The following is a 16599-nucleotide window of genomic DNA, read 5'->3' as shown; positions in this document are numbered from 1 at the left end:
GCGGGCCGGCGATGCCGGCCCGTTTCTGCATGCATGGTCGGCGGGACCTTACTTGGGCTCGCCGTTCTCCACCCCGGTATCGCTGCGGACATCGTCCGCGAATGACCGGCCACTTGCGTCCCGATCGCCTGGCTGATCGTCGAGCTCCGGATCCAGCAGATCGGCCTGATCATCAAGGCCGATATTGTCGATCGCCGACTGCGATCGCGGATCGCGCAACGCAGGACCATCGGTCCGAGGCAGGTCCTCGTGATCGCGCAACGCCTTTTCGTCTTCCGGCGCGGCCGGTCGGGTGGGGTTCGCCTTGATCATATGTAGTCTCCTCGTGCGGCACTGCAGGCTGCGCCCGCATGCGTCATGCCGGCGCCAAAGCGGTGTGAGCCTTGTGCGATGTCCGGCGATGGCAGGTCTCCGCCACTACGTGGATCGTTGCGAGGTCTACAGTGCTGCCGATGTCACGCGAATAGAAATCGAATTCGCAGCGCTGACAGCCGTCATCGCAAGCCGAACTGTGAACAGGAATCCCGCAAGCGCAACGCTTCAGGCAGCGCGGCTGCGCTCGAGCGCCCGCCGCTCGCGCGGAGGCACAACATCGTCACTGGCGCGCCAGGCGGCCTGCACGGCGGCGCGGACGTCCTGCCATGCACGCAGGCGGCCATCGAACTCCCACATGCGACGCAGCACCGGCTCGATGTCCTCCCACGGGCGTTCCGGATACGAAGCGCGGCCGTTGCGGCCGAGCGAGATCACCAGGGTGCGGTCCGAGTCGTGCTTCATGGGGAGATGCTGCCGGTTGGGAGCGCGCAGGCTAAGACCTGTTTCGTCTCGTTCCCGTGAACCACATTGTCGATTTCGATGACAACGCACGTATCTGGCGTGCGTGTTCAGCGGCAGGCGCTGCGGGTCGCTGCATTGCGCGATGCACTGGGCGAAGTGCAACCCTTCGCTCAGGAAGGCATGTGCCAATTCAGACGGCCGAAATGTTGCAGTGCACTCAGAACAGCGGCTTGATGACCTGGATCGTGCCCCACAAAGACACCACCCACACCGCGCTGCGCAGATACGGAATGCCGATGGCGTAGATCGGCAGGTAAGCGACGCGGGCCCAGAAGTAGACCTGCGCGCCGAGTGCGGTGCCCGCATCGGCGCGGCCGGCCACCACCACCGCAAGCACCGCGGCAGCGAACAATGGAAACGTTTCGAGGAAATTGCGGCTCGCTGCCGCAGTGCGGACTGCGGCGCCTGTCAGCGGCGGGATGTCCGCGCTGTCCCGATTGCTGGCATTCCATCGCAGGCCGCGTTGCGCGGTTGCGAACGCGGCGGCGACGCCGATGTGGACGAGACCGAGGACGATCGCCCAACCCAGCATCTGTAGTTCGATCGTCATCGTCATTGCTCCGTTTCTGTAGGTGTCAGCCTGCGACCGCCTTGGCGATCGCAGCGTTGAACGCCGGGATGTCGTCCGGCTTGCGGCTGGTGATCAGGTTGCCGTCGACGACGACTTCCGAATCTTCCCAGCTTGCGCCTGCATTGACGAGGTCGGTCTTCACCGAAGGCCACGATGTCACCTTGCGGCCCTTTGCCAGGCCGCTTTCCACCAGCAGCCACGGACCATGGCAGATCGCCGCGACCGGCTTGCCGGCATCGCCGAATGCACGCACGAATGCCACGGCGTCCTTGTCGGCGCGCAGCACATCCGGATTCATCTGGCCGCCGGGCAGCACCAGTGCGTCGTAGCTGCCGGAGTCGGCCTTGGACAGGGCGACATCGACGTCGACGCTGCGGCCCCAGTCCTTCTGGTCCCAGCCCTTGATCGAGCTGGCATCGCCGGGCGAGATGACGTCGACATGTGCACCGGCGTCCTTCAGCGCCTTGAGCGGCTGCTCGAGTTCGGACTGTTCGAAGCCGTCGGTGGCGAGGATGGCGATCTTCTTGCCGTCGAGGTTCTGCATCGGGGGTGTCTCCGGGGGAATGAAGCGACGATGCTGGGCGAGGCCGAGTCCCTCTGCCGTGAAGCGGCCGTTCGCCGCGTGTGAGACTTCAGTCTCGTCTGGTGAGACGCGCCGCGGCCACGCTTGCGCCCCGATATCAAACGCGCCGGAGCAGGCCCTTGAACGCAATTCTCAAGCCTGTGCAGGCACTGGCGACCGCTGGCGACGCCGTGTCCGGCAGCGCATTGGCGACGAAGCTCGCAGCGAAATATCCGGGCCGCGTGACCGGCACCTTGCTGCTGCCCGGCCAGGCCGGCGACTACGCGCCCTTGCCCGACGACGTGCCCGAGGCGCTGGCACGCGCGCTGCGCAGTCGCGGCATCGACCGGCTGTATCGCCATCAGGCGCAGGCTTGGGCCGCGACGCAGGCCGGTCGCCATCTCGTCGTCGCGACCCCGACCGCTTCGGGAAAATCCTTGTGCTACACGCTGCCGGTGCTGTCGGCGGCGATTACAGCGCGCAGCAAGGCGCTGTACCTGTTTCCGACCAAGGCACTGGCGCAGGACCAGGTGGCCGAACTGCTGGAGCTCAACAAGGCCGGCGAGCTGGGCCTGCGCGCGGCGACCTTCGACGGTGACACCCCGGGCGACGCGCGCCAGGCGATCCGCATCAACGGCGACATCGTGGTCAGCAATCCCGACATGCTGCACCAGGCGATCCTGCCGCATCACACCAAGTGGGCGCAGTTCTTCGAGAACTTGCGCTATGTGGTGATCGACGAGATCCACACCTACCGCGGCGTGTTCGGCTCGCATGTCGCCAACGTGATCCGCCGGCTCAAGCGCGTCTGCGCGTTCTACGGCGTGACCCCACAGTTCATCCTGTGCTCGGCGACGATCGGCAATGCACGCGAGCACGGCGCTGCGCTGGTGGAAGTGGACGACGCCGCGCTGGAGGCGATCCTCGAATCCGGCGCGCCGCGCGGCGACAAGCACGTGCTGCTGTGGAATCCGCCGGTGATCAATCCGGATCTCGGCCTGCGCGCCTCGGCGCGCTCGCAGTCCAACCGCATCGCGCGCATGGCGATCCGCGCGGGCCTCAAGACGCTGGTGTTCTGCCAGACGCGGCTGATGGTCGAAGTGCTGACGAAGTATCTGAAGGAAGTCTTCGACCACGATCCGCGCAAGCCCAAGCGCATTCGCGCCTACCGCGGTGGCTATCTGCCGACCGAACGCCGCGCGGCCGAGCGCGAGATGCGCGCGGGCAACATCGACGGCATCGTCAGCACCTCGGCGCTGGAGCTGGGCGTCGACATCGGCAGCCTCGATGTCGTGGTGCTCAACGGCTATCCGGGCAGCATCTCGGCGACGTGGCAGCGTTTCGGTCGGGCGGGGCGCCGGCAGCAACCCTCGGTCGGCGTGCTGGTGGCGAGCTCCGAGCCGATGGACCAGTACGTGGTGCGGCATCCGGAGTTCTTCGCCGACGCCAATCCCGAGCACGCGCGCATCGAGCCCGACCAGTCGCTGATCCTGCTCGACCACATCCGCTGCGCCGCGTTCGAGCTGCCGTTCGTCGACGGCGACGGCTTCGGCCCGGTCGCACCATTGCCGTGGCTGGAAGTGCTCGCCGAATCCGGTGTGCTGCATCACGAGGGCGACCGCTGGGAGTGGATCGCCGACAGCTATCCGGCGCAGGCGGTGAACCTGCGCTCGGTCGCCGACGGCAACTTCGTCGTCGTCGACCGTACCGATGGCCGGCAGACGATCATTGCCGAGGTCGACTACTCCGCGGCCGCGCTCACGTTGTACGAGGGCGCGATCCACATGATCCAGTCCGAGCCCTTCCAGGTGGAGCGCCTCGACTGGGAGGGCCGCAAGGCCTACGTCACCCGCACCCAGGTCGACTACTACACCGATGCGATCGACTACACCAAGCTGAAAGTCCTCGACGATGAAGAGCAGGCCGACGCGGGGCAGGGGAGTGCGCACCTGGGCGAAGTGCATGTGGTGCGGCGCGTGTCGGGCTACAAGAAGATCCGCTTCCACACCCACGAGAACATCGGCTACGGGCCGGTGAACCTGCCGGACCAGGAACTGCATACGAGTGCGGTGTGGTGGCAGTTGCCGCAAGCCGCGCTGGACCGCGCGTTCGATGCGCGCCACGAGGCGCTCGATGGTTTTCTCGGTGCGTCGTATGCGCTGCACCTGGTTGCGCAGGTCGCGGTGATGGCGGAAAGCCGCGATCTGCAGAAGGCGGTGGGCAGTGGCGACGGAACTTGGTTCGCGACCGCCGACCAGCGTGGCCGCGGCCAGTTGCGCGATGGCGATGGCGCCGCGCTGGATTTCGAGGGCATCGCCCGGTTCACGCCCACGCTGTATCTCTACGACAACTACCCCGGCGGTGTGGGCCTGTCGTCGCCGCTGTACGAGCGGCGCGATGAACTGCTCGTCCAGGCCGCGGCGCTGGTCGCGTCCTGCAGCTGCCGCGCCGGCTGTCCGGCCTGCGTCGGTCCCATTCTCGCGTCGGAGGAGGATGCCGAACGCACGCCGCGCCAGCTCGCTGCGCGCGTGATCGAACTGCTGGCGCACGCGCCGCAGCTGCCCGCATGAGCGCGTTGGCCAAACGCCTCGGCCTGTTGCGCAGCCAGGCCGGGACGGCCTTGCCGTCGGTGACCCCGACGCCGCCGATGCCGACGACTGCAACGCGCGCGCAGTGGCCACGTGCCGATGGTGCGCGTTCACCGGAGGAGGTCGTCGCGCAATTGCGCAAACTGATGAAGCTGCGCGTGCCCACGCCGGCGAAGCGCCCGTCCGGACCGGTCGATCGCGCGCTGCCCGGGGAGGAGATCGCCCCCGGTCTGCGCTATCTGGAGCAGACCGCGCCGTGGCCGCACGACGATGGCGAACTCGCGCTCTACGACATCCGCCACGAACCGGCACGGCGAACCGATCTGCTGGCCTTCGACACCGAGACCACCGGCCTCGCCGGCGGTACCGGCACGCGGGCCTTCATGATCGGCGCCGCCGATTTCGTCGAGGGGCGGTTGCGCATCCGCCAGCTGTGCATCACCACGCTGGGCGCCGAGCGCGAGATGCTGAAGACGTTCTCGAAATGGCTGCGCCCTGAAACCGTGCTGGTCAGCTACAACGGCCGCAGTTACGACCGGCCCTTGCTGACGACGCGCTATCGGCTCGCGCGCCTGCGCGATCCGCTGATCGAGCTGCGCCATGTCGACCTGCTGCATCCGGTGCGGCGCCGCTATCGCGGCGTGTGGGCCAACTGCAAGCTGGCGACGGTCGAACGCGAACTGCTCGGCGTGCTGCGCGAGGACGACCTGCCGGGCAGCGAAGCGCCCGCGGCGTGGCTGGACTATCTGCGCGGCGGCAGCGCGGACAAGCTGCGCCGCGTGGGGCTGCACAACGCACAGGATCTGCGCAGCCTGTTCGGCGTGCTGGAGGCGATGCGCGACGAGGCCGTCGTCGATACGGTGGTGGTGCCGGACGCGGTGGACGCTCCGGTGACGGATTGGGCCTTCGACTGAGTGGACCCGCGCGACAGATTGCCGGCGCACAGATCTGTGCGTGTAGGAGCGCGCTTGCGCGCGATGGGGTCTGGCCGGGAATGCTTCTTCGCGCGCAAGCGCGCTCCTACGGTCCATGCACCGCGCGTTCACGTGCTCCGCATCGCAAGGATGCTTGAATCGGCAGGCCCAGCAGTTCCGAATCGCTCGCCGACCGGCAGCGATGTGCCGCGCCACTCTGGAGCCCCATGGATATACGCGAACGCCGGCCTGCGACGGCCGACCAAGTGCCACCGCGCGCCACACTTCGTGCGCGCGACGCGTTCGCGATCACCATCGGCGTCGTCGTCGGGGCCGGCATCTTCCGCACGCCTTCGTTGATCGCCGGTGCGTCGGGGAGTGAATTCGTCATGCTCGCGGCCTGGGTGGTGGGCGGCATCCTGTCGATCATCGGCGCGCTGTGCTACGCCGAACTCGCGACCACCTATCCGCAGGCCGGCGGCGACTACACCTATCTGCGACGCGCCTACGGCCCGCGCCCCGCATTCCTGTTCGCCTGGGCGCGCGTGTCGGTGATCCAGACCGGTTCGATCGCGCTGCTGTGCTTCATCGTGGGTGACTACATGGCGCAGCTGTTCGACTTGGGCCCATGGTCGTCGGCGCTCTACGCCGCTGCTGCGGTGATCGGCCTGACTGCCATCAACTGGATCGGCACTCGGCAGGGCGCCGCGGTGCAGACATGGCTGACGATCACCGAGATCGTCGGCGTGCTGGTGATCATCGTAGCCGGACTGTGGTTCGCGCCGACTGACATCGCGCCGATTCCGGGCAGCGGCGGTGACAGCGCGATCGGCCTGATTCTGGTGTTCGTGCTGCTGACCTACGGCGGCTGGAACGAGGCGGTCTATGTGACCTCCGAAGTGCGCGATGCGAAGAAATGGATGCCGCGCGTGCTGATCCTGAGCCTGATCGCGATCGCCGCGCTGTACGTGCTGGTGAACCTGGCGTACCTGCGGGTGCTGGGCCTGGGCGGCATGGCCGAGCACAACGCCGTCGCGGCCGAGGTCATGGGACGCGTGTTCGGACCGACCGGCGCGGTGTTGATGAGCGCGATCGTCGTGGCTGCTGCGCTGACGTCGGCGAACGCGACGATGATCACCGGCGCGCGCAGCGTATACGCCGTCGGCCGCGACTTCCCCGCGCTCGGTTTCATCGGCCGTTGGGACGCGCGCAGCGGTACGCCGCGCGCGGCGATCATGACGCAGGGGGTGCTGGCGCTTGCACTGGTCACGCTCGGTGCGTTTGCGCGCGATGGTTTCGAGGTGGCGGTGGAGTACACGGCGCCGGTGTTCTGGCTGTTCTTCCTGATGGTCGGCATTTCGCTGTTCGTGCTGCGCCGACGCGATCCCGATCTGGCGCGGCCGTTCCGCGTGCCGCTGTATCCGCTGCTGCCGCTGCTGTTCTGCGCGACCAGCGCCTATCTGCTGTATTCCAGTCTGGCCTACACCGGCCGCGGGGCGCTTGTCGGCGTTGCCGTGCTCGCGGTGGGCGGCCTGCTGCTGTTGCTGTTCAAACCGATCCCGCTTTCCGAGGAGACACCGTCATGAAGTCGAAGAAGACCCTGCTCGCACTCGCCATCTGCGCCCCGTTCCTGCTGGCCTGCGCCGACCAGGCGGTCAACGCCTATGAACCGGTCGACGGCAGCGCCGCGAGTCCAGCCGCGGCGGACGACGACGCGGCGATGAACACCACGCACACCGTCACCGCCGCCATCGGTCCCGATTCGCCGTACGCCGAGGGTGCGCCCGCGCCGTCGCGCGAGCCCGATGTGATCTACGTACCGACGCCCGAACCTGTCGTCGACGCGATGCTCAACCTCGCCGGCGTCAAAGAAGGCGATGTGCTCTACGACCTGGGCTCTGGCGATGGCCGCATCCCGATCGCCGCGGCCCAGCGCTTCGGCGTGCGCGGCGTCGGCATCGACATCAATCCGGTTCGCGTGCGCGAGGCGAACGCGAACGCGGAAACGGCAGGTGTCACCGATCTGGTCACGTTCAAGGAAGCCGACCTGTTCGAGGAAGACATCAGCGAGGCCAGCGTGGTCACGCTGTATCTGCTGCAGAGCCTCAACGTGAAGCTGCGGCCCAAGCTGCTGGCCGAGCTCAAGCCCGGCACACGCATCGTCAGCCACGCCTTCGACATGGCCGACCAGTGGAAACCCGAGCAGACCCAGGAAATCGACGGCACCCGCATCTACCTGTGGACCGTGCCCGAGCGCTGAGCACCTGCGCAACGTTTTGCGGCGCTTGCTTGCTGACGCGCGCCGCCACGCGTCGCCGGTCGTCCGCCGGCGGCGCACTGCCATGATCGCTGCCCCTGCAAGAGACCGCCCGATGATCCGCATTGCACCGTATCTCCTGTCGCTCGCTGCACTGTCGGCCACATCCGTGTCCGCATCGCCCTATGGCGGCGAGCTGCAGGGCTTCGACTATCCGCACCCGCGTCAGGCACACGCGTTCGATTCGCAGGGGCAGGCACTGTCGATGGCCTACATGGACGTGCGACCCGAGGGCGCGGGCAATGGACGCACGGCGGTACTGCTGCACGGCAAGAACTTCTGCGGGCCGACCTGGGACGACACGATCACCGTGCTGGTCGAGGCCGGCTGGCGGGTGATCGCGCCCGACCAGATCGGCTTCTGCGGGTCCACCAAGCCGCGTGGCTACCAGTTCTCATTCGCCCAGTTGGCGGCGAACACGCAGGGCCTGCTCGAAGCGCTGGGCGTCGAGCGTGCGGTGCTGATCGGGCATTCGATGGGCGGCATGCTGGCCACGCGCTACGCGCTGCAGTATCCCGACGCGGTCGAGCAACTGGTGCTGGTCAATCCGATCGGCCTGGAGGATTGGCAGGCCGAGGGCGTGCCGTACGCGAGTATCGACACGATGGCCGAGGGTGAGCGCAAGACCACGTTCGACAGCATCAAGGCCTACCAGCTGAAGTTCTACTACGACGGCCAGTGGGCGCCGCGCTACGACCGCTGGGTCGACATGCTCGCCGGCATGTACGCCGGTCCTGATCGCGAGATCGTCGCCTGGAACCAGGCGCAGACCTCCGAGATGGTGTTCACCCAGCCGGTCGTCCACGAATTTCCGGCGCTGCGCGTGCCCACGCTGCTGATGATCGGGGGCAAGGACCGCACCGCGCCCGGCGCGAACCGCGCGCCCGAAGTGGTGGCCGCGCGGCTGGGCGATTACCCGGCGCTGGGCCGCAAGGCCGCCGAGTCCATTCCCGATGCACAGTTGATCGAGTTTCCGGCGCTGGGCCATTCCCCGCAGGTCGAGGCGCCGGACGAATTCCATGCGGCCCTGCTGCGCGGACTCGTGCCCCGTTGACGACACCACGACCCTCGCAGCCATGGCCGATTCGACATTCATTCCGCATTCGTCCGGGGCAGGGCGCAGCCCCTAGACTGGTCACTACACCGCGCGTCGTGCGCTCCGCCCAACAGGACCTGTTTTCCGATGCTGATCCGGCGCCTGCCACTGCCCGTGTTGCTGATCGCCTGTCTGGGATTGGCGGCCTGCCAGCGCACCGTGGAAGACACCACGCCGCCGGTCGAGACGGTGGAGGTCGCAAGCCCCGAGGAAGGGGGTGCGGTGAGCAGCGCGCCGGTGGACGTGGACGCCGTACCCGCCGTGCCCGTTGCCGAGCCCGACACCGGCGCGGTGGACTGGTCGCCGATGACGTTGGCCGGAGCCACCGCTTCGATCAGCTGCGAACTCGATTACGCCAATGCCGGCGATGGCGCTCCGCTGACCGCGTTCGATCAGGACGCGCTGCGCGAGGCGATGGACGACTGCGCCGAACGTGGCGTGTTCCGGCTGCGCTTCAAGGGCCGGGTGACGGAAGACTTCACCCGCCTGATGAAGCGGCTGGCCGTGGTGGCCGACGAACTGTCGATCAACAAGCGCGTGCTCGACATCGATTCCAGTGGCGGCATGGTCGAGGAGGCCATCCGCGCCGGCGACGTGATCGCCGAAACGCGTTGGACGATCTGGGTGCGCGAAGGCGCGGTGTGTCACAGCTCCTGCGTGTTCCTGCTGGCCGGTGGCGACACCCGTCTGATCGGCGGACGCGTCGGTATCCACCGCATCATCCGCATGAGTTCCAGCGCCTCGACCCGCGCCGAGCTCAACCGCGAACTGCGCGCGGTCTACGGCCGGGTGCGCGATTACCTGGAGCGCAATGGCGCCGCGGTCGCGGTCGCCGACCTGATGATGGCCGTGCCCAACCGCAGCCTGCGCATCCTCACCCCGGACGAACTCAAGCTCTATGGCCTCGACGGCGTGAATCCGGCCCAGGACGATCTGGACCGCCTGCGTCTGATGCGCAAATGCGGCCAGGATTTCGTCGCCCGACGCGATGCGTACTCGCGTGCGTTCGACACCACCTGCAACGCGCCCGACCGTGATGTCGAACAGATGGCGAACTGTGGCCTCGAGCTGCGCGGCAAGTTCGGTTTCCCCGACGAGCAGTGCCCGACCGAGAGTCCGCTGTCGGAGTTCGATCTGGTCGGCGCGCTGACCGCTGCAGCCGGCAATGCCAGCCGCTTGCGCATTCTCGGCGTGCCTGTGGGCGAACCGCGGCCTGCTGCACGTCCTGCAACGCCGACGCGTGCGACGCCGACGCCGGCACCTGCGGCGGTCTCTGCCGAGTCGCGGGCTGGGGCGGCGAGCGAGCCTGCGGACGAGGGTGATTCGGCGACGGATGAAGAGGCGGAGGCGCCTGTTCCGTAATTGGCGCAAGGGGTTCGCGCTGATCCAGGCGTGGCTGTGGAGCCAGGCCGTGGGAACGGCATTAACGCGAAGAACTGATTGAAGACTGCAGGCTCAGGGGCGAACCGGCCGCCATGAACTGAGCACCTCTCCCTTTGGGAAAGAGCCTGCCCGGACTTGATCCGGGGGCGACGCGCGGAGCGCGTCGGGTGAGGGCGAGGTTCGACCAGTCATCCGTGAAAAGGCCTAGGGCCGCCTTCGGTGATCCACGACCTGCTTCCCTCACCCCAACCCCTCTCCCTGAGGGAGAGGGGCTCAAAGCGCTAGCGCTCGAAGATTTCCGCGACCTGTCTCCCTCACCCCAACTCCCGCTCCGCGCCCCGGCCCTCGCGTTGCCGCGATGGCGCGCGTCGGCACGTGAGCCAGTGGCTCGCATGTGTGCCACCTCACGCCAGAGTGAGAGGGACTCAACAAGATGACGCTTGGGTCGCGATAGGCGCGCTGCGCCAACGCCTCATCCCTCCGCCAGAAACCCACCCGACTGCCGCTTCCACAGCTGCGCATACACGCCGTCGCCGGCGACCAGCGCCTCGTGCGTGCCTTGCTCGACGATGCGGCCGCGGTCCATGACGATCAGCCGGTCCATGGCCGCGATCGTCGACAGGCGATGCGCGATCGCGATGACCGTCTTGCCCTGCATCAGGCGATAGAGGTTTTCCTGGATTGCGGCTTCGGCTTCCGAGTCCAGTGCCGACGTGGCTTCGTCGAGCACCAGGATCGGCGCGTTTTTCAGCAGTACGCGAGCGATGGCGATGCGCTGGCGCTGGCCGCCGGAGAGTTTGACGCCGCGCTCGCCCACGTGGGCGTCGTAGCCGGTGCGGCCCTTGGCATCGCTCAACGTCTGGATGAACTCGTGCGCCTCGGCGCGCCTGGCCGCCTCGATCATCTCCGCCTCGCTCGCATCCGGGCGGCCGTAGAGGATGTTCTCGCGTACCGAGCGGTGCAGCAGCGAGGTGTCCTGGGTGACCATGCCGATCTGCGCGCGCAGCGAGTCCTGTTCGATCGTCGCGATGTCGGTACCGTCGATGCGGATCGTGCCGGCCTCGCGGTCATAGAACCGCAGCAGCAGATTCACCAGCGTCGATTTGCCGGCACCCGAACGCCCGACCAGGCCGATCTTCTCGCCGGGCCGCACGTGCAGGTCGAGATCTTCGATGACGCTGCGGTCGTTCTGGCCGTAGTGGAAGTCGACATGTTCGAAGCGGATGTCGCCGGCGATCTTCGCCAGCGGCGGCGCATCGGGTGTGTCCTCGACGGTCGGCGCGAGCGAGATCGAATTGATGCCGTCGCGCACCGTGCCGATGTTCTCGAACAGCGACGACAGCTCCCACATGATCCATTGCGACATGCCGAGCATGCGCAGCGCCAGCGCCAGACCCACGGCGATCGAGCCGGTGCTGATCGCACCAACGAGCCACAGCCACAGGCCCAGGCCTGCGACGGAGGCGACCAGCAACATGTTCAGCACGTAGTTGCAGACGTTGACGATCGTCACCAGGCGCATCTGCCGGTGCACGGTCTGCAGGAAACCGTCCATCGCCTCGCGTGCGTAGGCCTGCTCGCGCTGCGAATGCGAGAACAGCTTGACGGTTGCGATGTTGGTGTAGCTGTCGACGATGCGTCCGGTCATCACCGACCGCGCGTCGGCCTGTTTCTCAGAGATGCGGCTCAGCTGCGGCACGAAGCGCCACATCAGCGCGCCGTAGAGCAGCAGCCAGCCAATGAACGGCAGCATCATCCGCCAGTCGGCCGCGGCGGCGACGATGATCGCGCCGGTGAAATAGACGATGACGTAGTTGCCGACGTCGAGCAGCTTGATCACCGTCTCGCGCACGGCCAGCGAGGTCTGCATCAGCTTGGTCGCGATGCGGCCGGCGAACTCTTCCTGGAAGTAGCTCATCGACTGCCGCAGCAGATAGCGATGCACATTCCAGCGGATCCGCATGGGGAAGTTCCCGAGCAGAGTCTGGTGGATGACCATCGTGTTGAACCAGGTCAGCAGTGGCAGGCCGATCAGCACCAGCACGGCCATCAGGACCAGTCGACCGCCTTCGGCCGCCATGAAGGTCTCAGGCGTATGCGACGCCAGCCGGTCGACGAGTGAACCGACGTAGGCGTAGAGCACGACCTCGGCCACCGCGATCAAGGCGGTGAACGCGGCCATCAGCAGCAGCCAGCGGCCGCTGCCACGCACGTAATGCATGCAGAACGCGAACAGCGTGGTTGGCGGCTGGGTCGGGATCGACGGCGGGAAGGGATCGATGCGGTTTTCGAACCAGCGAAGCATGGGGAATCCAATGGCGGCGCGGCAGGCGCGCGGGGATAGGTCGCCTATTGTCGGCGATGGCGGTCGCGGCTGGCGCGACGCGCTGCGAACGCTGCGTGCGATCAGGGCACGTCGAGCACGATGCGGCCTAGGTGATGGCGCCCGATCGCGGCTGCGGCCGCGGCGGCGTCGGCCAGCGGGAAGCGTGCGTCGATGTGCAGATGGAACGGCCCGCGCGCCGCAGCGCGGCAGGCTGCATGGACCTGGCGCGCGCCGGCGCCTGCGCCGAATGCCGATGCGGCAATGGCGTCGCGCGCCGGCGGCGCCGAGACGCCACGCGGCCAGGCAATGCGACCGCCGGGGCGAAGCGCATCGACGATGGTGCCGGCGTCCGGCGTGCTCGCGGTCAGCAGCGCGGCGTCGAGGCCGTCGGGCGCGAAGATCCGCAGGGCCGGCGCTAATGCGTGGCGTCGGCCGTCGATGGCCATGTCCGCGCCGAGCCGTTCGGCCAGTGCCACGCCGTCTGCGCCCGACGCCACCGCCAGCACGCGCGCGCCGCGCTGCCGCGCGAACTGCAGCGCCATGTGGCCGATGCCGCCGCTGGCGCCGAACACCAGCGCGGTATCCCCCGGGCCGAGCGCCAGTGCGACCGCAACCGCGTGCATCGCCAGGCCGCCGTCGACCGGCAGCGCGGCCGCTTGCGGCAGCGTGAGGCGCGGCGGCACCGGCCACAGATGGTCCGCGTCGACGACGACGAACTGTGCGTGGAAGCCGTGCTTGGGACTGCGCAATGGCAGCAGGCCGCAGACCCGGTCGCCCTCGCGCAGACGCTGCACGCCTGCGCCCACGTCCACCACCGTGCCCGCGCCCTCGGCGCCGGGCACGTAGGGAAACACCGGCGCGCCGCAGGCGAATGGCGCCAGCGCGCCTTCACGCTCCAGCACATCCCAGGGGCCGAAGCCCGCCGACAGCACGCGTACAAGCACTTGCCCCGCGCCGGGCAGCGGAATCGGTCGCTCGACCAGGGACAGCACCTCGGCCCCCCCGAAGCGCTCGAAGGCGAGGGCGAGCATGGTCTCGTCCAGCGTCGCCCCGGTCACGCTGAAGTCTTCGGAACCGGGGGCGGGATGAAGTGTGGAATCGTCGAAGGTCATCGGGCGGCCGTGGACAGCAGGAGGATTGGCGCGCAGGCTATGACCTCAACCAATGTTGAGGTCAAGCCATGGCGACGCGTGCACGGCGCGGGGACGAAATACTGTCGGTCGGCGAACTGGCGACGCGCAGTGGCGTGGCGGTCTCGGCGCTGCATTTCTATGAGCGTCAGGGACTGATCCACGGCGGTCGCAACGCCGGCAACCAGCGACGCTATGGCCGCGAGGTGTTGCGGCGGGTGACGATCATCAAGGTCGCGCAGCGCGCCGGCATTCCGCTGGCCTCGATACGCGAGGCACTGGATACGCTGCCTGATGGCCGTACGCCGACGACCGCCGACTGGACGCGCCTGTCACGCCGTTGGCGCGCCGAACTCGACGCACGCATCGACCAGCTCACGCGGCTGCGCGACCAGCTCGACGGCTGCATCGGTTGCGGCTGTCTTTCCCTGAAGGCCTGTCCGCTGCGCAACCCGGACGACGTCGCCGGCGCACGCGGACCCGGCGCGCTGTATCTCGAAGGCTGACGCTGGCAGGCCTCGGCTGTGCGCGAGGCGCTTCGCAGGCGCTTCACCCGGCGCGCGCGTACACGCTCAGGACCGGGCGGACTTTGCCGCGTGCCGCTTTTTCTTCGGACGCGCCGTTGCGGCGATGCGCGCGGTCAGGCTGTCGCCCATCGAGCGGCTGAAACGCGCCAGGTCGGTGACGACAAGTCCGCGGTACCAGGGAACGCCGGCGACGGCTTCGACCGCGCGCTGGGGGCCGACCCGCGCTGCGAAACCCTTGGTCCACGCATCTTCCGCGTCGAGGGCCACCGCGTACGGCAACAGGCGCAGGTAGCGCCTGGCGTCGAGCGGCGGGACATCAGGGTTCCCCTCGAGGCGGCGCCCGGCGTGCGCGCTGCCGACCAGATACCGGCGCAGGGCTTCCGCGTGTGCCAGCAGTTGCCGGCCTTCCGCCGTGGGCGCGCGTACCAGCAGTGCGAATGCGAGCAGCATCGGCACCATCAGCACGACAGCCAGGAGCGTCGCCATCAACGCCGGCGAATGCCAGGCCAGCCGCAGCGCCACGGCCGCGCTTGGAATCGCGATGGCCAGAGCGCCGAGAATGCTGCCGCCGTGTGCGCGGAACAGTGCGGGCACGAAGCGTCTGCGCAGGGCAGTCTCGTGCGCCTTGCAGGCCTGTGCGATTCGCGTGTGCTCGCGACTGCGCAGATCCACCGCATCGTGAGGCTCGGGCAGCAACGCGGATAACTGCGCGCGTTGCTCCATCGTCGGCAGGGTGTGGGCGCCCTCGTGTGTCCGCTGGATCCGCCAGCCGGTACGCGTACCCTGTGGCTGGCGAAGGATGCACAGGTGATCGTCGACCGCGCTGGCGAGCAGATCCGCCGCAAAACAGCGCGCGTCGTAGCGCATGCGCCGCAGGTAGCGCAGGCCCGCTGGTGAGAAGCCAGGCGGTGGTTCGTGCAGATCCGGCACGGCGCCCAGCACCTGCGGTTGGCGGACACGCCGCCAGCGCACGACGCAGTACCCCGCCAGCAACAACAGTCCGGTCAGCGCGACCAGCAGGCCGGCGTGATCGTGCATCCACCAGAGGCTGCGCTGGCGCAGCGTCGGCGGCGCGATCACGCCTTTGGGAAATGCCAGTCTCACATGCAGGCCTTCGTGCGGCTGCAGCGGTCGCGCCAGTGTCCAGCGGGCGGTCCCCGCGGCCGACAGGGCGACATGGAAGTCACGACCGGCTGCGCCGGTCACGCCGTGGGCGTGCAGGGTGTCGACGGCGACCGCGCGTGGCAGGGTAACCGTGACCGAGCCCTGTTCGACGGGAACTGCCTGATCGGCGCCGATTGCATCCAGCGACAGCACGTCCTGCGTCTCGCCGAACAGGGGTTGCCGCGTTGTGCGGTAGTGCAGCATGTAGACCGGTTGCGAGGGCGTCTTCAGATGTCCGGCGTCGCCGGTGGACAGCCTCAGCACGTCCCCGGCACGCTCGATGCGCCACGGTTCGACGCGGCCATCGCGCCGCACGTCCTGCACCTGCACTTCGGTGACCACGACATCGCCCTGTGGATCGCGGTAGCGGACCGGGAAATCCCGGACGAGGCCGTGGCGGAACGTACGGCCTTCGGCACGCACCTCAATGCGCTCGGTCACGTCGAGTCGGCCGTCTGCCAGCACCCGCACATCGACGTCGTGGTGGAGGATCCGCTCCTGCGTCCATGCGGGCAGCGCGATACAGACGAGGAGCAGCAGGAGCGCGCCCCGCATCAGCGCGTCAGCTCCACGGCTGCGGGTCGCCGGCTGTCATCGACGGCCTGGAAGTAGACGGCCTGGCCGACGCCCGTCAGCCGCGCGACGAGCGTGTCGGGCACGCGTTGCACTGCATCGTTGAGATCGCGCACCGCGCCGTTGTAGAAGCGACGCGCGTATTGCAACTGGGTTTCGACCTCGACGAGATCGGCCTGCAACTGCGCGAAGTTGTCGCTCGCTGCGAGGACCGGATAGGCCTCCTGCAGCGCGATCAGGCGCTGGATGCCGGCGCCGAGGCTCTGTTCGAGATCCGACAGCGTCGCTGCGTCCGCGGTGGCCATCGCGCGCGCGCGAAGAGCGGTCACCGCATCGAGCGTGGCGCGCTCATGCGCAGCGTAGGCCTGCACCGCGCTGACCAGTTGTGGCACCAGGTCATGGCGGCGCACCAGTTGGACGTCGATATCGGCCCAGGCCGTCCGCACCTGGTTGCGCAAGCGCATCAGGCGGTTGAACACGATGACTGCCCAGACCAACAGGGCCGCGAGCAGCAGCCCCCCGATGAGGGTGGCCATCATGGATGACCGCCTGTGATGTCGGGAATTCGATCCATGGACCATGCGGGAGCGGGGAAGCGGCCGAGCATACCC

At 68.1% G+C, this 16599-nt stretch carries 15 protein-coding genes; 7 read left to right on the top strand and 8 right to left on the bottom strand.

Features of this window, described 5'->3' with window-relative positions:
* Positions 1-48 precede the first annotated feature (48 nt).
* The 4 genes from J2W68_RS01110 to J2W68_RS01095 form a co-directional block, all read right to left on the bottom strand.
* Positions 49-312 carry a hypothetical protein gene (locus J2W68_RS01110; protein WP_310231829.1) on the bottom strand — a complete coding sequence of 88 codons (264 nt, stop codon included), beginning with the start codon at positions 310-312 and terminating at the stop codon, positions 49-51.
* Positions 313-540: 228 nt separating this feature from the next.
* On the bottom strand, positions 541-777 hold the full coding sequence (locus tag J2W68_RS01105) for a hypothetical protein (protein ID WP_310154676.1): 237 nt from the start codon (positions 775-777) through the stop codon (positions 541-543).
* Between the two features lie 217 nt (positions 778-994).
* Entirely contained in the window at positions 995-1393 is a 399-nt protein-coding gene (locus tag J2W68_RS01100; protein ID WP_310231827.1) for an MAPEG family protein, read from the bottom strand.
* A 19-nt stretch (positions 1394-1412) separates the two neighbouring features.
* Positions 1413-1952, bottom strand: coding sequence for a type 1 glutamine amidotransferase domain-containing protein (locus J2W68_RS01095; RefSeq protein ID WP_310231826.1), 540 nt, complete (start codon positions 1950-1952; stop codon positions 1413-1415).
* 158 nt (positions 1953-2110) lie between these two features.
* Between J2W68_RS01095 and J2W68_RS01090 the strand changes: the two genes are divergently transcribed.
* The 6 genes from J2W68_RS01090 to J2W68_RS01065 all read left to right on the top strand — a co-directional run bounded on the left by J2W68_RS01090 (position 2111) and on the right by J2W68_RS01065 (position 10247).
* Entirely contained in the window at positions 2111-4540 is a 2430-nt protein-coding gene (locus tag J2W68_RS01090; protein ID WP_430539641.1) for a DEAD/DEAH box helicase, read from the top strand.
* A complete protein-coding gene (locus J2W68_RS01085) occupies positions 4537-5472 on the top strand; it encodes a ribonuclease H-like domain-containing protein (RefSeq protein WP_310231824.1) in 936 nt (311 codons plus the stop codon). The genes J2W68_RS01090 and J2W68_RS01085 overlap by 4 nt, the downstream gene beginning before the upstream one ends.
* A gap of 227 nt (positions 5473-5699) precedes the next feature.
* Entirely contained in the window at positions 5700-7058 is a 1359-nt protein-coding gene (locus tag J2W68_RS01080; protein ID WP_310231822.1) for an APC family permease, read from the top strand.
* Positions 7055-7732: an SAM-dependent methyltransferase gene (locus J2W68_RS01075; RefSeq protein WP_310231821.1), complete on the top strand. Its 678-nt coding sequence runs from the start codon at positions 7055-7057 to the stop codon at positions 7730-7732. Before J2W68_RS01080 ends, J2W68_RS01075 begins: the two co-directional genes overlap by 4 nt.
* Positions 7733-7844: 112 nt before the next feature.
* Positions 7845-8843, top strand: coding sequence for an alpha/beta fold hydrolase (locus J2W68_RS01070; protein ID WP_310231818.1), 999 nt, complete (start codon positions 7845-7847; stop codon positions 8841-8843).
* A 129-nt stretch (positions 8844-8972) separates the two neighbouring features.
* Positions 8973-10247: a hypothetical protein gene (locus J2W68_RS01065; protein ID WP_310231815.1), complete on the top strand. Its 1275-nt coding sequence runs from the start codon at positions 8973-8975 to the stop codon at positions 10245-10247.
* A 493-nt stretch (positions 10248-10740) separates the two neighbouring features.
* On the opposite strand, the gene J2W68_RS01060 is transcribed toward J2W68_RS01065, so the two are convergent.
* Both J2W68_RS01060 and J2W68_RS01055 read right to left on the bottom strand, forming a co-directional pair.
* Positions 10741-12573 (bottom strand): ABC transporter ATP-binding protein, encoded by a 1833-nt coding sequence (locus J2W68_RS01060; RefSeq protein ID WP_310231813.1) that lies wholly within the window; start codon positions 12571-12573, stop codon positions 10741-10743.
* Between the two features lie 101 nt (positions 12574-12674).
* Positions 12675-13706 carry a quinone oxidoreductase family protein gene (locus tag J2W68_RS01055; protein WP_310231811.1) on the bottom strand — a complete coding sequence of 344 codons (1032 nt, stop codon included), beginning with the start codon at positions 13704-13706 and terminating at the stop codon, positions 12675-12677.
* A gap of 68 nt (positions 13707-13774) precedes the next feature.
* Between J2W68_RS01055 and soxR the strand changes: the two genes are divergently transcribed.
* Positions 13775-14230, top strand: a complete 456-nt coding sequence (gene soxR / locus J2W68_RS01050) for a redox-sensitive transcriptional activator SoxR (protein ID WP_310231808.1) — start codon at positions 13775-13777, stop codon at positions 14228-14230.
* A gap of 66 nt (positions 14231-14296) precedes the next feature.
* Here soxR and J2W68_RS01045 read toward each other — a convergent pair whose 3' ends face one another.
* Both J2W68_RS01045 and J2W68_RS01040 read right to left on the bottom strand, forming a co-directional pair.
* Positions 14297-15970, bottom strand: coding sequence for a DUF2207 domain-containing protein (locus J2W68_RS01045; RefSeq protein WP_310231805.1), 1674 nt, complete (start codon positions 15968-15970; stop codon positions 14297-14299).
* Positions 15970-16527, bottom strand: coding sequence for a LemA family protein (locus J2W68_RS01040; RefSeq protein WP_310231802.1), 558 nt, complete (start codon positions 16525-16527; stop codon positions 15970-15972). The genes J2W68_RS01045 and J2W68_RS01040 overlap by 1 nt, the downstream gene beginning before the upstream one ends.
* Positions 16528-16599: the final 72 nt, after the last annotated feature.

The organism is Luteimonas terrae (assembly GCF_031457535.1).
In the GTDB taxonomy this organism is placed as follows: Bacteria; Pseudomonadota; Gammaproteobacteria; order Xanthomonadales; family Xanthomonadaceae; genus Luteimonas; species Luteimonas terrae_A.
The sequence above is the reverse complement of the archived record's forward strand: the minus strand, read 5'-3'. Positions and strand labels throughout refer to the sequence as shown.

Excerpts from the sequence above, each read along its gene's own strand:
- J2W68_RS01110 (WP_310231829.1), bottom strand. The coding sequence starts at position 312 with ATGATCAAGGCGAACCCCACCCGACCGGCCGCGCCGGAAGACGAAAAG.
- J2W68_RS01105 (WP_310154676.1), bottom strand. The coding sequence starts at position 777 with ATGAAGCACGACTCGGACCGCACCCTGGTGATCTCGCTCGGCCGCAAC.
- J2W68_RS01100 (WP_310231827.1), bottom strand. The coding sequence starts at position 1,393 with ATGACGATGACGATCGAACTACAGATGCTGGGTTGGGCGATCGTCCTC.
- J2W68_RS01095 (WP_310231826.1), bottom strand. The coding sequence starts at position 1,952 with ATGCAGAACCTCGACGGCAAGAAGATCGCCATCCTCGCCACCGACGGC.
- J2W68_RS01085 (WP_310231824.1), top strand. The coding sequence starts at position 4,537 with ATGAGCGCGTTGGCCAAACGCCTCGGCCTGTTGCGCAGCCAGGCCGGG.
- J2W68_RS01080 (WP_310231822.1), top strand. The coding sequence starts at position 5,700 with ATGGATATACGCGAACGCCGGCCTGCGACGGCCGACCAAGTGCCACCG.
- J2W68_RS01075 (WP_310231821.1), top strand. The coding sequence starts at position 7,055 with ATGAAGTCGAAGAAGACCCTGCTCGCACTCGCCATCTGCGCCCCGTTC.
- J2W68_RS01070 (WP_310231818.1), top strand. The coding sequence starts at position 7,845 with ATGATCCGCATTGCACCGTATCTCCTGTCGCTCGCTGCACTGTCGGCC.
- J2W68_RS01065 (WP_310231815.1), top strand. The coding sequence starts at position 8,973 with ATGCTGATCCGGCGCCTGCCACTGCCCGTGTTGCTGATCGCCTGTCTG.
- J2W68_RS01060 (WP_310231813.1), bottom strand. The coding sequence starts at position 12,573 with ATGCTTCGCTGGTTCGAAAACCGCATCGATCCCTTCCCGCCGTCGATC.
- J2W68_RS01055 (WP_310231811.1), bottom strand. The coding sequence starts at position 13,706 with ATGACCTTCGACGATTCCACACTTCATCCCGCCCCCGGTTCCGAAGAC.
- soxR (WP_310231808.1), top strand. The coding sequence starts at position 13,775 with ATGGCGACGCGTGCACGGCGCGGGGACGAAATACTGTCGGTCGGCGAA.
- J2W68_RS01045 (WP_310231805.1), bottom strand. The coding sequence starts at position 15,970 with ATGCGGGGCGCGCTCCTGCTGCTCCTCGTCTGTATCGCGCTGCCCGCA.
- J2W68_RS01040 (WP_310231802.1), bottom strand. The coding sequence starts at position 16,527 with ATGATGGCCACCCTCATCGGGGGGCTGCTGCTCGCGGCCCTGTTGGTC.